At 39.8% G+C, this 15,043-nt stretch carries 13 protein-coding genes; 8 read left to right on the top strand and 5 right to left on the bottom strand.

All coding sequences use genetic code 11. The features are described 5' to 3' along the window. Positions 1-545: 545 nt before the first annotated feature. Genes ED652_RS22340 through ED652_RS22320 form a run of 5 tightly spaced genes read right to left on the bottom strand, consistent with a single transcriptional unit; the run spans position 546 to position 5,090 of the window. Positions 546-1,730, bottom strand: a complete 1,185-nt coding sequence (locus ED652_RS22340) for a sugar efflux transporter (RefSeq protein WP_102278959.1) — start codon at positions 1,728-1,730, stop codon at positions 546-548. A gap of 21 nt (positions 1,731-1,751) precedes the next feature. Beyond that, positions 1,752-2,345 (bottom strand): hypothetical protein, encoded by a 594-nt coding sequence (locus ED652_RS22335; RefSeq protein ID WP_102555025.1) that lies wholly within the window; start codon positions 2,343-2,345, stop codon positions 1,752-1,754. A gap of 42 nt (positions 2,346-2,387) precedes the next feature. Next, on the bottom strand, positions 2,388-2,621 hold the full coding sequence (locus ED652_RS22330) for an acyl carrier protein (RefSeq protein ID WP_102278963.1): 234 nt from the start codon (positions 2,619-2,621) through the stop codon (positions 2,388-2,390). Further along, the gene (locus tag ED652_RS22325; RefSeq protein WP_102278965.1) at positions 2,621-3,577 is read right to left on the bottom strand and encodes a 3-oxoacyl-[acyl-carrier-protein] synthase III C-terminal domain-containing protein; all 957 of its coding nucleotides are present in this window, start codon (positions 3,575-3,577) and stop codon (positions 2,621-2,623) included. Before ED652_RS22325 ends, ED652_RS22330 begins: the two co-directional genes overlap by 1 nt. Before the next feature lies 1 nt (position 3,578). Further along, positions 3,579-5,090 carry an amino acid adenylation domain-containing protein gene (locus ED652_RS22320; RefSeq protein WP_102278966.1) on the bottom strand — a complete coding sequence of 504 codons (1,512 nt, stop codon included), beginning with the start codon at positions 5,088-5,090 and terminating at the stop codon, positions 3,579-3,581. A gap of 234 nt (positions 5,091-5,324) precedes the next feature. On the opposite strand from ED652_RS22320, the gene ED652_RS22315 reads away from it, so the two are divergent. From ED652_RS22315 to ED652_RS22280, 8 genes are read left to right on the top strand one after another with little or no spacing between them, the layout of a single operon-like run. Next, positions 5,325-6,395, top strand: a complete 1,071-nt coding sequence (locus ED652_RS22315; RefSeq protein ID WP_162929980.1) for a hypothetical protein — start codon at positions 5,325-5,327, stop codon at positions 6,393-6,395. Positions 6,396-6,403: 8 nt separating this feature from the next. Continuing rightward, entirely contained in the window at positions 6,404-6,646 is a 243-nt protein-coding gene (locus ED652_RS22310) for a phosphopantetheine-binding protein (RefSeq protein WP_102278969.1), read from the top strand. A 15-nt stretch (positions 6,647-6,661) separates the two neighbouring features. Continuing rightward, positions 6,662-7,828 carry an acyl-CoA dehydrogenase family protein gene (locus ED652_RS22305; protein WP_102278971.1) on the top strand — a complete coding sequence of 389 codons (1,167 nt, stop codon included), beginning with the start codon at positions 6,662-6,664 and terminating at the stop codon, positions 7,826-7,828. Beyond that, entirely contained in the window at positions 7,821-10,016 is a 2,196-nt protein-coding gene (locus ED652_RS22300) for a polyketide synthase (protein ID WP_122056211.1), read from the top strand. Before ED652_RS22305 ends, ED652_RS22300 begins: the two co-directional genes overlap by 8 nt. An 11-nt stretch (positions 10,017-10,027) precedes the next feature. After that, positions 10,028-11,578 (top strand): amino acid adenylation domain-containing protein, encoded by a 1,551-nt coding sequence (locus tag ED652_RS22295; RefSeq protein ID WP_102278975.1) that lies wholly within the window; start codon positions 10,028-10,030, stop codon positions 11,576-11,578. A gap of 15 nt (positions 11,579-11,593) precedes the next feature. After that, the gene (locus ED652_RS22290; RefSeq protein ID WP_122056210.1) at positions 11,594-13,213 is read left to right on the top strand and encodes a hypothetical protein; all 1,620 of its coding nucleotides are present in this window, start codon (positions 11,594-11,596) and stop codon (positions 13,211-13,213) included. Next, on the top strand, positions 13,204-13,965 hold the full coding sequence (locus ED652_RS24165) for an alpha/beta fold hydrolase (protein WP_102278978.1): 762 nt from the start codon (positions 13,204-13,206) through the stop codon (positions 13,963-13,965). Before ED652_RS22290 ends, ED652_RS24165 begins: the two co-directional genes overlap by 10 nt. Then, entirely contained in the window at positions 13,949-14,596 is a 648-nt protein-coding gene (locus ED652_RS22280) for a 4'-phosphopantetheinyl transferase (RefSeq protein WP_162929979.1), read from the top strand. Before ED652_RS24165 ends, ED652_RS22280 begins: the two co-directional genes overlap by 17 nt. Positions 14,597-15,043: the final 447 nt, after the last annotated feature.

Here is a 15,043-nt window from a genome sequence, read left to right as displayed (position 1 = left end):
CGCATTTATTTCTGATTTACTGACGATTACTGTTGACAATGGGGAGTCCACATAAGATGCCCACAATGGTGCGGAGAGTACAATGACCACGAAAGAGCATTGTCCAATCTCTTTCCGACTCTCGTTGCCTTTTGGCTACAGCGTAGTAACCACTTCCGCTGCTTCAGTGTATAACGCGCCTTAAATAGATTCACATTACATTCATCATATTGACTCCCTAGCACTTACCCGAACCGTGGTTTTCAGGAGGAACATCCTCTCACTATTTTGTTCCCACTCAGCCTATTAGCCAAGTTTCGTTACATTGTCAGATCTGCTGCTTTATTCAGGATCCTAGGGTCATCTGGTGATACAGATGGTTCACTCTTTCGTGGTGAACAACGCTTCATACGACTTCAGGTTGCACGGACATAAACGCGTTAGAGTTTCTACTTAATTTAGTTAACAACGAATTACTTTATGTATGGGAAATCTCTACAATAGTGGCCAATTTTACTTGGCCACTACAACCCTTTTGGAGACTGGTCACGAAAACAGGACGTGGATTAAGTGACTCTAATTGAATTTTTAACCGACTTATTTGACACGTATGCCATAAGAGGCAAGGCAAATAAAGCGCACACCAATGAAGCGAATAGTGCTGTCTGGAAATCAAAGTATTGAGCAATGAAGCCAGTGATAGATGTACCAAACATCATCCCAATCCTCATCATATTAGTATAATAGGCTGACGCGAATCCCCCTTTCTCAGGGAACGCATCCTGGATAATAGTGATGCCCAATCCAACAAATACTCCATAGAACAATCCATTAAAAACTTGAAGTAAGAGCAGTAGCTCAATTGAAGTCACAAATGGCATTAGCCCGAAGTAGATCACGGCGCAAAGGAGCCCAAACACCATAAGTTGGCCTTTTCCATATTTTTCAGACAACTTTGCTGCGTATAGCATTACAGGAATTTCGAACAGCGCGGTTAGACCTAATAAAAATCCAGGGAAATATAAAGGTATGCTCAGTTCTTTAGTCAGATACAACGGCATGGCCGTAAGATAAACATGGTTTGCTAAATTGCCTAAAAAGATAACAAGGCCAAGAAGAAAAGCAGTCATGCTTATAGAAGTTTGTTGTTCACCTGATGCCAATGGAGACTCAGTGGCTTGATTAAACGAAGGAAGATACTTTGCCGTCATTAGTATAACTAACACAGATAAGACAAGGGCGATATAAAAGTTAGTCTTATAGCCCCAAGCATCCGCGACCACAAAAGCGAGCGCTGGGCCGATAATCCACACGACAGAAACGCCAGAGCGCATTTGAGTGTTGAGGCTTGTTATGTTTTTGCCTGCTTGATCTGCATACCGTTTAATCATAGATAATATTAATGGGATACAAGCATTCCCGGGGCCCATAAGGATAGTCCCTACTACGAGTGCTTGCCATGGTTCAGTGATAAAAGAAAAGCAGACTGCAGAAACAACGATACATACCATTGAGATTAAGAATAGCAATCGATCGCTAATCCCTTTATCTGACAAAGCTCCAAACCATTGACTAAACATAATGCCTGATAGTGCGAAACTGACGCTGTAATATGCAATGAAAGAAGGGCTCGCCCCAATGCCGCTCACCAAGTAAACGCTCATTATAGGAAGAATAAACGCATAAGCAGTTGCTGTTAAGCTGTTGATTATAAATAGCTTTCCAGAGACTCCTTTAAGTAAACTTTTCATTTTTGATTCCTCATCACAAAGTTATTTTGGGTGAATTGAATTAAGTTCCTCGGAAGATAACTTTGTTTTACTCAACAAAAACACAGGCCAGGCGCCTGAGTAGGGGCTGTTATAAAGGTAAAAACTTTTAACTTGTATAAAGTGATTAGGATACAAGGCACTACGAATAACATCTTCCCCGACTTGGAAAGAATAATCGGTGATATATTTCCCGTCATGCTCACGCTTTGTACTGTGTATCTGTATCACGAACGGTTCTGCCGAGTCGGGGCAACGAAAACTGACTTGCGATCCTTCACGACATCGGTGGTAAACTGTTGGCCATTGCTTAATAGTTTCTTTTACAAAAAAACAGATTCCATCGGGAACAATGAAGTTAAAAGAGCCTTCAGAAAAGTATAAGTTTTTCTTGAGAATAGAACCCTGTGGAAACTGATAGGTAACCCGGATGGTATCACCAAGTAGTTCAATATTTATTATGGGCTCCGGCAAGTCCCACTTTATTCTTTGCGTTTTATTTCCGTAGCTTAAAATCAAATCGCTATCGCACTGGATTAACTCCAATTCCCCGAAGGCGGGATGAGTAATAGAGAAATTTTTGGCATAGTGTGTCATATCTTAAATAACTGGTGAAAAAATTCTCACCAGTTCCTTGTATTAAGCTGTCTCTAAAAGTTCTTTTTTTTCATTGAGGAGTTTCAAGGTGTCATTGAAAGTTGATATGACATTGAATTCTTCCCATTCCAAACGTATCTTCATTTCATTATAAATTTGTTCAGATATATCAATAACTTTGATGGAGTCTAACCCCAACTCGAAGATTGACATATTACGATCAATATTGTCTAACTGAGATACATCCACCCATATTGCTAATAAACGTTCTTCCATTACTTTTCCTTTTTTACTGTAAACAGGGCACTGCCCCAAAAATACAAGCCGGTACTGATGACCCCGACTTTTTGACCTTCAAGATTTAGTTCACTTTGATTTATATAATCGTTAAGATTTATCAAGGTATCACACGTATATGCGTGTCCAAATCTTTGAATATTATCTTTAAATATCAGAGACTCATCGACATTTATAGCGTTGGCGATTTGACGGAGAGCACTGTAGCTGAAGTTGTGGCATATCACTTGGTTAACATCATGAGTAGCCATTTTGTTTTCAGTCAACATCTGTTTAAATACTGAGGATATACCACTTAAATATCGGTCATGAATATCCTTGTTTAGGGTATTGTTACTGGGGTTGATCATATCCGCATCGGTCAAATATGTTTTGATGTTTTGCCCACTGACTGACAATGGTAACCCCAGGTCATTCCTAGTTGACAATACACAAGAAACTGCAGCATCACTATTTATAGCTAAATTTTTAAATCTGGTTGACTCATCAAGAACTTTATCAGCGAAAACCATCAGAATAGTCTGATGTCGCCCTGAATTAATATATTGAGTTGCTACATCCAGTGCCGCAAAAAAGTTGTTGCACTGGGATAAATAAATGCCTATTGGGTACACCTTTTCTAGGCCTACGTTGGTCAGGCATTGAGCAATATCTTTGTCAATTACATCACCATGGCGATCACCAAAAGTGCTAGAAGAATAAATAACCAAATCAATATCTTTAGGGGATAAGTTGGATTTCGCTAAGCTTTTCTCAATCGACTTTTGGGCTAGCTCCCCCAATGTTCGCTCAGTTTTGTAGTAAGTGCCAAAGCCCATAGTGCGAAGAAACAACTGGCTCTTTCGATCTGAACAGAGTGCAACGTTTTCTTCTAATTCTATGCAGGTTTCACCAAGTTCATAGTCGATACAACCAAAGTTTATAGTTTGCGTCATATTAAATATACTCTCTCTTCATCAACACTTTATCTCGCTTACCATTCTGAGTTAGTGGGAGTTTATCCATAAATACAAACCTCTTAGGTAGCATATAAACTGGCAGTGAAGTGGATAGTTGACGGCGTATTTCTCTACTGTTCGTACCTTCTGCGACGACAAACGCAACAAGCGTTTTTTCCGTTCCTTCGGTATGAGCGATGACACATGCGTCTGTCGCGGCTGTATGTTGTAACAAAGCTTTCTCTATTTCAGGGAGTTCAATCCGATATCCATTGATTTTGACTTGGTCGTCGGTACGACCATCAAAAATGAGGTCTCCGTCTTCCCCTTCAACTACAAGATCGCCGGTTTTGTAGTATCTGCTAGATCCATCTTCGGAAATAAATGCCTCACGATCTTTGTCCTCATCAAGGTATCGCAAAGCGAGATGCGGACCGCTAACAATTAGCTCCTGGCCAGATTTCCCATGTGGAATAGTCTCTACATTTGCGTAGGCGAGTTCTTTACCAATCGGAACATTAACCATATTGCTATCAAAGTACTTATCAGCCCAGCACCATGTCACCTGAATAGAAGCTTCAACAGGGCCATATAGATTTATGGCTCGAGTGAGACTTTGAGGAAATGTGGTATGAAAGTTTCTGACTAAACCCAATTCGAGCGGCTCGCCACAAAACATCAACACTCTCAATGACGTCAAAGCGTCACTCAAATCGTAAAACGGCAATATTTGTTTCATCAGTGATGGAACAGACTGCCAAACAGTTATCTTGTGTTTATCAAGCCAAGGTATGATGGATAGCGGATCCCTAACGGTACTCTGTGGTGCAACAACAAGAGTTGCTCCAGACACGAGCCCCAGCAATAATTCGCCAAGTGACAAGTCAAAGCTGTGGTTGGTCGTTAAGGCTACTCGGTCACCTTGAGAAACATTGAAACACTCTTGAATTCCTTCAAACCAAGCTTGGTAGCCTAGATGTCCGAGCTCAACACCTTTGGGTTTGCCCGTAGAACCCGATGTAAAGAACACTACAGCGGGAGTGTTGGGGAGCAGTTTCGGGAGAGGTGGCGAAGGTTGATTCTCAGCAGTTACTAAGGAGTTAAGCTGGCACGTCAATTGTGGAATATCAAGTGCGTTTGAAAGCTCAATTGCACGTTCACTGTTTCTCAAATCATTAATGATCAGCCTAGGTGACGCATCATCAAATATGCTACGGACACGTTCCAGCGGAACTTTGGGTTCGATGGGAATATAAGCTCCCCCTGCACACTGTATTGCCAATATAGCGATAACCATATCGGTACTTCCGTCTGATAATACAATTGCTCTTTTTTCTTCTATATTATCAAAATAATCAACAATAGAACAAGCTAAGTTAGTCACAGCGAGTTTAAGCTCTCGATATGTTAAACTTTTTTCATCGTCGACAATAGCAATAGCGTCAGGCGTAGTATCGCCGTAGAGCAATATATTCTCCACTGGAACACTATTTTTATTGAGTGATAGCATAATTATTACTTTCCTTGAGATGATAGTGTTATTTCTGCCATTAAAAAACTATTCACGATAACTTAAAATGTTATCCATTTAAAATCTTCCTTTATTGAGTAATATAGTAATTATATCTTTCCTTAAGAAAATAATGTCATTTATGTCAATAGTGAACTAATTTATTATAAATTAATAAATCGTTATTGATATGTTGATTTTATGATGATATTAATGATGGAAAATTAAGTCAAGGTGGATTTTCCAGTGAATTCAACGAGTAAAGCTAAGTTTTTTCATCCATACCAAAATTATCCAAAATTAGAAAGTCCTAATTGTTTCCTTGCCACTTTGTCTTGTTTTATTAGCAACAATCACAAGGTCAACGACTTAGATTTGGCTCATTTAGAGCATGAGTTTCATTTATTTAATAATGACAATTTTGATATTAGTGGCATCCATTCAAATATGTCTATTCAACCTGGTTGGGATATGTCTAGTACCGAATCTGTACTTTCCCATCGTGTTATAAAAAACATCAGAAGCCGCTACGGGTTTAAGGTAAGTCGCTTAAAAATAACTAATTTCCAGGATCTGGATAAATTTTTACTTTCAAAAGATTATCATTTAATGAGTGTGATAGACCCGTTTTTCATTGAAGAAAGTCCATACTTCAACAAAGATCATGCTTTTAGTGTTTGTATAATCAATGGTAAAGATTCAAATAATTGCACCTACAGTTTTATAGAGAGAAAACATCAACAGTCCAATATATCATTCGAGGGTTTTAAAAATAATTTCAACTATTTCCTTGAGAGTAATGGCTATTTAGATATATACGTCGTCGATAGAGAAAATACGGATTTCCACATCGATCATATTAGTTTAAGTGACGACCTATCTAGGATAATTTCAAACCTAAAATCATCAAGTTCCAGACTTGGTTTAAATGCTATTCAGAATTTTACTGCTCAGTATAAACATTTACTGAAAAACGATACCCCATTCTTAGTTCCATGGACTGAGAGATGTTTTGGAGAACGTCATGCGAACGCTCTTTTTTTTCGCGCCTTACTCAACGAACAGCACTACCTCGCAAATTATTTTATAGAAGATGTTGAAAAAATTATTAAGTGTTATGAGGAATTGGCTGATTTGTGGCGAGCTTTTGAGATGTTTCATTATTTCTCGGTTAGTCAGAATTCGGTTAAAACCCTATATCGGAACATTCCTATTCTGGAAGAAATATGCACCAAGGAATCATTAGTTGCCAAGAAAATAGATGATTTCCAGCAGCAACTCGAAAATCTAACAACAAATAAGTAGAGGCTTAGATGTACATAAACGAAGTAGCAACCATTGTGAAGAAGACATTAGTGAATTTACCCGCGTCCGATAAGTTGTCTCATGAAGATAACTTATATAACCTAGGAATGACATCACTCATGTCTGTCAACCTCATGGTTGAACTTGAGGAATATTTCAATTTTCATTTCCCTCACACCGCACTAAACATTAATACGTTTCAGTCAATCAAATCCATAGATGCTGTGATCAGCGAAGTACTTTCTAATTAGCCGAGGTGTCTAGATATGGTTAACCATGCTTTAAGTGCCTTAAAACAGGCGCAAGACCAAATTTTCCTTTTGGCTGAACAGGCTGAGCAAGATCGAATGTTTCCTAGAGACATCGTAGGCATTATGGAGCAAACAAATGCTTGGCGGTCTATCTACCCAAAAGAAGTGGGAGGTGGGTGTGAGAGCCCAAATGAGTTGGTCGAGATGTGGCAACAGTGCTCATATATCGACGGTTCGTTTGGTTGGTTAGCTATTGCTCATGTTTTAGCTGCTTCGCATTGCAGTGTTTACCTACCTAAAAAGGGCTTTGACGAAGTATTTTCGAAAAAGGGTCAAACGTTGATCGCTGGGCAATATCAACCAAATGGCCGAGGATATGTTGAGGAAGAAGGCTATAGGCTCACTGGACGATGGTCATTTGGGAGTGGTATTCACCTAGCTGAGTGGGTAGTTGCTGGGTTCATACAGGTGCATAGTGGAAATGTAATAAAAACTGACGCAGGTGACCCCGAAGTTATAATTGCGGTTATACCCATAGAGGACGTTGAAGTCTTTGGGGATTGGAAGACCACTGGCCTCAAAGGTACTGGAAGTATCAACTATAGTGTTAACGACATCTTTGTCCCCAAAGATCGTTGTTTCAAATTTAGCGCAGGCGAAGCCAACAGAGGTAGTAGCCTTTATCGCATGGGAATATTACCGCTTTCAGCTCTTTCACATGGTTGCTGGGCTTTGGGAATGACGAATCGAGTCTTAGCTGAACTCAGACAGTTAGGAACCAAAATAGTGCGTGCGAATGAGAAGTTACCTTTGGCATCTAAAGATAGCTTCAAAGAGGACTGGGCCCGTATCAAGGCTCGAGCATTAGCTTCAGAAGCATTATTAGTCTCCGCAGCTAGTTTAGCTAAAGATCACCTAAAAACGCATTCAACCCTTTCTGAAGTCCTCATAGAAAAAGTCAGACTTGCAGCAACATTTGCCAACGAAATATGTGCAGAAGCCGCGGAAATTGCTTACAAAAACCTCGGAGCTTCCGCAATTTCCGAGCGTAATAACGTTGAAAGAGTGCTGCGTGATATCCAAACAGGCCGCCAGCATATGATGATAAGTCCTCAAAGCTATATAGACGTCACTACACGTAATTTTGCACGTATCGACGAGGGTGAAAGTAGAAATGGCTAAACTCGCAATAGTTGGATACTCATGTGAACTTGCTGGTGCCGAAGATTCAAACGCCCTGTGGAACTTATTGACTGAAAGTAAATCAGCTTTTGAAGAGATACCGAAAGATAGGTGGGCAATAGAGGGGTTTTTTAGCACAGCAAGATATGAACAAAACAAAAGTGTCTCTAAGTGGATGGCACCCATTAATCTTACTCGAGCTAATAGCCGTTCTAAAGCACGCTTAACCTCCACAGAAAAAGCACAGATTGATCCGCAGCAATGGTTGTTATTTGACCACGTTGAAAGAACGATGCAATGTGCAGGTATAGACGTTTCTTACTTAGAACAATATAACGTCTCTGTCTCCGTGGGCGCTATGGCTGTGGATAATCTCTTTAACAAACTTGACGGCACACAAGCTATCGGGCCCGAGACAACTCTAGGGAACTTTCAAGCATTACTAGCCAACCGAATTAGTTCAGAATTTGGCTTTAGGGGAGAAAGCAAAACAATTAATACCGCTTGCAGTGCATCCCTCATGGCTTTGAGTGATGCTGAACGTTTGCTTACTTTGAACAGAGCCGACTTCTCTATCGTTGCTGCCGCGAACCTCAACTTACACCCGATGAAATACATTTCATTCTCTAAAGCAGGTATGTTGTCGAGAAAAGGAAAATGCACCCCATTTTCGATTGACGCTGATGGTTATGTTCCTGGCGATGGAGTGGCGGCACTACTGGTTACCACTATTGAGCGAGCCACTGATTTAGGATTACCTATTTTTGCCGTGATAGATAGCGTCATAGGTAACCATAACGGGAGCCGTACTCCTTCAATCACAGCACCTAGCGTAGATGCTCAAGTAGAGTTACTTAGCGATAGTCTTTCAATGGCAAAAGTTGAGCCTGAGTCTATCTCTTATATAGAAGCGCACGGTACAGGAACCTCGCTAGGTGATCCAATTGAGGTAGATGCGCTGTCTCGTGTGTTTAGTGAGAGTGATGTAGGGAGTATCAAAGGTGTAGTTGGTCATACCGAATCAGTTGCAGGCCTTGCAGGTATCATTAAGGTCATTTTAATGATGAAGAATAAAGTGATACCTGCGAACTCTTGGATTGAGGCTTTGAATCCACTCGTTTTTGAAAGAAAGGGGAAACTCAATTTCCCGACTCACAATAAGCACTGGAAACAAATTAATGGTATTCGAAGAGCTGCTGTAAGTTCATTCGGTTTTGGTGGTGCTAATGGCCATGTTATTTTGTCTGAACCAGTTGAAACAAGTAGCAAACAACGTCCCCTACCCTTAAGTGATGGATACTACATTGGCTATAGTCCGAGCTTGGATAAGAAAAACATCGCACATGTTCGTAAGCCTTATGATGGTTTTGGTGATGAAAGTGGCCGCCATAGATATGCACAAAAAGTGATGGGTAGCGCGATAGAAGATGTGCAATTATCGTCTAACTTGTCCACGGTCTATGCCAAGGACTATCTCAATAACTTACCACTGTTTCAGTCGTTAAACCGACCTTACGTGATTATAGATCACGACGAAGAGACCGAAGAGATATCCAAAGATGTCATAAGCCACCTCAATGTCGGGATGATGTACATCAGTGGCAAAAATAAGGTTTGGAGATTAAGTCAGCGTTTCTTGAATAGGATTGAAGGGGCGCAAAGCGCGATAGAGTCTCTGTCGTCAGACTGGATTGCAAATGCTCAAGAGTTAGAAAAGCAACAATTTACATATAACGTCTTGATGAGTAAATGGCGTAAGGTATGCGGTGCAGAGCATACAAATTTGGCTTACGTGTTTGCTGCATTAGAGCTTTATGATAAGTGGGGGCTGTCTAGTGATCATATTTCATCATCATTAAAAACTATTTACTTAGTAATTAAAGAAGGGGTTGTGACACCTGAGCAACTGTTCGGGCAGTTCAATGATGCCCAGTCGTTAATAAGATTAATAGCTAACGGTTATCTAGAGTACATATCAGAATCAAGGACCATATCAAAGGATTTACTCAGTGAAATAAGCTCAAAAGATGAGCATTGCATTGACGTAAAGATCGATTTTTGTAACAAGATCCCACTTCCCCAAGATGGAGACCATAATCACCATATTATGAAAAGTTGGTTAGATGGAAATAATATCCATTGGAATAAGATACCTCAAAAATATTTGACTTCAATTATCTTTACTTAACGGATACTACAGTGATTAAAACGGTTCATAAATATTTAGAGGAGTCATCTCGACTCTTCCCTAATAAAATTGCAATTCAATATAATGATCTACATAACCAAGAGACTATAACTTACCAAAGTTTAGACAAATTCACGAATAAGTATAGCCAATACATTCGCAGTTTAGGGACATTCAAGCAAGAAGCTGTTGCTATTTTCATGCCCAAAAAGATTTCCGCAATTAAGGCTATGTTCTCTATACTCAAATCTGGAAATGTGTATGTACCATTGGATATTAATTCTCCGAAGTCTCGACTAAATTCGATAGTTGAGTCGGCAAAAATCCGAATAATCATAGTAAATAATGATAGCTTGCACTTATCAGCTCAATTGTTCTCTGAACTAAAAAATGTAAAAATCATCAATATTGATGAAGAAATATCACTATCGGATATTGACACATTGACGCCTAGACAAGCTATATCAGTTGATCTGGCTTACATATTGTTCACTTCGGGTTCTACAGGTGTTCCCAAAGGGGTAATGATCCCTCATAAAGCCATAAATGACTATATTGAATGGTGCGTTGAAACATATCAATTGAGCAGTAGTGACGAAATAGCTAATCATGCTCCACTTTATTTTGATAACTCTACCTTCGATATCTATACGGCAATGAAGGTCGGCGCAACACTGCATTTAGTTCCCGATAGCATAAACCAGATGGTTCCGAGTCTAATTCCGTGGTTAGAAGAGTCCAAAATTAGCGTTTTCTTTTGTGTCCCTTCGGTTCTTTCAATGTTGAAGCAAACAAGAAGGGTACGTCCGAGCATCCTTCTCAATCTTAAGCAACTACTTTGCGCTGGCGAAGTTCTACCTCCACAAGTGCTGCGTACCTGGATGCAATGCCTCCCACACGTTCGGTTTGTAAATATGTATGGCCCTACGGAAATAACTGTAGATTGTACGTATCACATTTTCGATGAGATACCTGACGAGCAAACTAAGCATTTACCTATAGGAAAAGCACGAGACAACATGGAACTATTTGTTCTCACTGATGAAGGGGAGCTTACTCAAGCTTCTGGTGAGAGAGGTGAGTTGGTGGTAAGAGGTGAATCCGTATCTTATGGTTATTTGGCCAATGATTTGCAAACAAAATCTTCCTTTATCCAAAACCCTGAGCATAACTTATACCCAGATAAGCTATATAGAACTGGCGATGTCGTTGAAATTGACAAGGAGCATGTTTTTTATTTCATTGGTAGGAAAGATAGTCAGGTAAAGTATTTGGGCCATCGTATTGAGCTAGGCGAGATTGAAGCAACGATAACAAGCCTTAAAGAAATCTCTGAAGCTGTGGTTATTTTTATTCCTAAAGTTGACTCACTAGAGGACACGCTCGGTTGCCTAGTAAAATTAAAAGAAGAATTTGACTTTGAACTTATTTGTAATCGTATTAGAGAATCTTTGCCAAAATATATGAATCCTAACAAAGTTATTTTATTTAGCGACGAATTCCCGAGGACACCGAATGGTAAGTATGATCGCGCTAAAATTAGTATATTTTTTGACAATTAATGAAGAGTAGATGATATGAGTTTAATAATTACTCCATCACAATATTTATTTGGAATGTGGAAGGACCTATGTGGTGGAACTAGTGTTTGTAGTGCCGTTAAAATATCACTATCAAGTCCAAGCGAACCATCAAAGTTTTTAACAGCTTATAAGAATTTCTATGATGCAGCTAAGGGATTGCACTTTGATATAGAGTTAGGAGACGACAGCTACGGTCAGATGAGTATTGTAGAGAGCATCTCAGACGAAACTCATCTATCCTGTTACGAATACTCACAAGTGACCGTAGATGATGTGAATGATTTTGTTGAATCCGAAGTTAATGCTCTATTGTGCATGCCTTTAGGGATTTCATCTCACGATAATCATTTCTTGCGCGTTGTTAAGATTAATGACAATGAACTGCTAGTGTTTCTAGTCGTCGAACATTTATATGCAGATGGAATCAGCGTAGACAACTTGCTTAATTCCTATTTGCAGCAACTGGGTATGGTCATTGGTTCAAAATCGACCCAAATCAGTACAGAGCCAGTTCCCGATCTGATCGACTATCAACAATATCAGGAGACACTGAATGGCTTTGTGATTGACTACAGCAAATCGATGATGACCAAAAAGTATTTTTGGTCACCTGAAGGGGAGCATTTAGACTACTTAGTGGGTCACTATAAAATGATGTCTTCGTTGATTCCAGTCCAAGAGCTTCAGAAAATCACGAACGTTGTTGCTAGCCACGGAGTGTCACTTTTCTCTTACATGGCATCATGTTTTGCTAAGGCATTTTTTAAGACTAACTTGGGAGAGTCAGAGTTATTGCTTCAGATCCCTACTCATGGCCGTAGTTATGCAGATAAAACAATACACAAATCGCAAGTAGGTTGCTTTGCGCAATCCTTTTTACTCCACTTTGAACGCGAGAAAGTTGAGATTTCCAAGTCGTTTGAAGTCGAGGTGCAAGTTAACGAGCATACGACCAAATGTACGCTCAATGAAGTCGATCAAGTCACAGCAAGACGTAATGCTAGATCTCTTGCTAGCAGTAATATCAAATCAAAAATCTCAGATGAAGAATATGCTATTACGTTACGACGAGGGATGCCGACGAATGTCTATTTTTCGTTTTATGGATCATCTAGTATCGACGACACTGACTCTGATTTGGATATATCAAGCTGTTTTTTGGGAACCACTAATTTATCTGGAGGTCTTGATGTCATGTCGGTCTTGACACCAAACGGCTTGGTTGTGTCGTTCAATTATGATTCGAAGTTTTTTAGCCGAAATGTAATAGAGGAATTCCGCAACATGTTCAACCTTGAATTGCTCAATGGCCTTGATGGTGTAGATCTGATTAAGCGAACAGGAAAAGTTCATGCAAACCAGCGAAAAGAGAGTGCTCTTCTGATAGAGATTATCAATGAATTTTCTCTTGATCCTATCACTGCTGACGATGGAGAATGTCACTTGGAAATTGATCTAGGATTAGATTCACTTTCTAAAACCCAAATTCTTGCACGGGCGATTGCCACTCTTGGGCTCAATCAAGGAGATATTTGCAGAGAGCGTTTTTATACATCGTCGACACTTGACGAATGGTTTGCACTCTTTTTTTGTCTTGAAGAGATATGTGCATGATCGTTCGCACTATTAGGGAAGGAGACGGACCTACTTACGTCTTGCTTCCCGGATACATGTTCGATGCTTGGAGCTTGGAAAAATTAGCCTCCAAGCTTTCAAATTCACACGTGATCATCGTAGAACATACGACCGACAATGCCATCGTTAATCTTTCCTTATGGGCCAATGAATTAAGTAATCGCCTATCTAATATAGATGCAGACAAATTCTATTTGGTAGGATATTCGATGGGTGGATGGCTTGCTCAGTACTATGCTCAATCGCACTCCGATAGTGTAGAAGGACTAATCTTGTGCGGAACCTGCTGGGCGAATGATTTTTCAAAGTTTTCCGCCACAAACTGGGTTGATTTTCTCGATTATCTTTACTCGTTAGAGCGACATACATTCGTCAAAATATCATTATGGAACTCCTTGTCATGTGTGAGTAAAAGCGATCAAGCGTACATGTCTGAAGTTCAGAACTTAATGAACTCCAATTTCCCGAAATACCAAGATTGTTTGTATCAAATAAAGTTAATGGAGCTGCTTGTCAATCGAGACTTAATATTAAGCTTTGACAAGAAAATCCTAATACTTTATTCCAATCATGATCTAGTGATACCTGCATCATTATCACGCAACTTAGTGAAACATTACCCCTTAGCGTACACATACAGTCTGGATGGCGGTCATTTATTTGTTCATGAGAATGCTACTGAGTGTTCGAGAATCATTAAAGGATGGGTTGGAGATGTTTGCTGTACATAGAGCCCCCGTTATATATCAACAAAAGCATATTGAAGATTTATTAGACTCTGGACTGGTTCTCGGAAATGAGTTGAAGAGTGCTACCGTCAAAAGAAAAGCAGAGTTTTTAACTGGGCGGCACTGTGTAAAGACGTGTTACAACCTGCTTGGTGTTCATCCCCCAACTCAGCCTAGTATTGGTGAGTTTAAAGAGCCCATCTGGATGAAAGGGTATGCAGGTTCTATTTCTCATTGTGATTCGATGGCTGTAGCGGTGGTAACACAGAATGACAAGCAGTCTGTTGGAATCGACATTGAGAAATGGCTCGACGTTGACCAAAGCAACAGAATTAAGAAGGTCGTGTGTTCGGCCAAAGAACTTAGACTATCTAGCGATTTCAGTTCAGAATCTAAATTCGTGACACTAGCATTCTCTGCTAAAGAGAGCCTTTATAAAGCTCTGTACCCATGTTTAAAAAGGTTCTTGAACTTTGATTGCTGCGAGATTTTGAACGTAAACCTTGAATCTAACTATATAGTACTAGTGTTGACTGATGATCTCTCGCAAAAGATGACTAAAGGCAGAGTTTTTAAAGTAAATTATTCTTTAAACTCAATAAATGTAGAAACTCTAGCTATCATTGATTCATGATCGTTGATGCTACGTTGTTCAATTGAATCGAAAATTCCCGAGACAAACTCATCGGGGCACCACTTTGAGGTTTTTCTCAAGGCGAGCGAAGCTAAGATAAGGTTGCGATAGCAACCTTATCAATCACTCGGTATCATTTCTCCTCTGTAGTTGTGTGAAAGATGTATATCCAAAAGTGTTAGAAGCATTGTCAAAAATATAATAGTGGATAGTGTGAATTTAGCTTCTCCCTTTGCCGGGAGAAGTTGTTAGAAGTATTCGCTTCGTACACATCACTCTGTGCTGATATCCACCAAGTGTAATGGGGTCAGGTCTTGCTTCTTGTTGCTCATGAGTTTTTCTATATCAAATCTACCCGATGATCTTTACTCAAACTTAGACACCTGACTTGATGTATGGAATCCACTCCCTCCTTTGCCAATCTACACTTAGCAAAGTGAGACCCTA

Source organism: Vibrio sp. Evd11, assembly GCF_900382755.1.
Lineage (GTDB): Bacteria > Pseudomonadota > Gammaproteobacteria > Enterobacterales > Vibrionaceae > Vibrio > Vibrio lentus.
The sequence above is the reverse complement of the archived record's forward strand: the minus strand, read 5'-3'. Positions and strand labels throughout refer to the sequence as shown.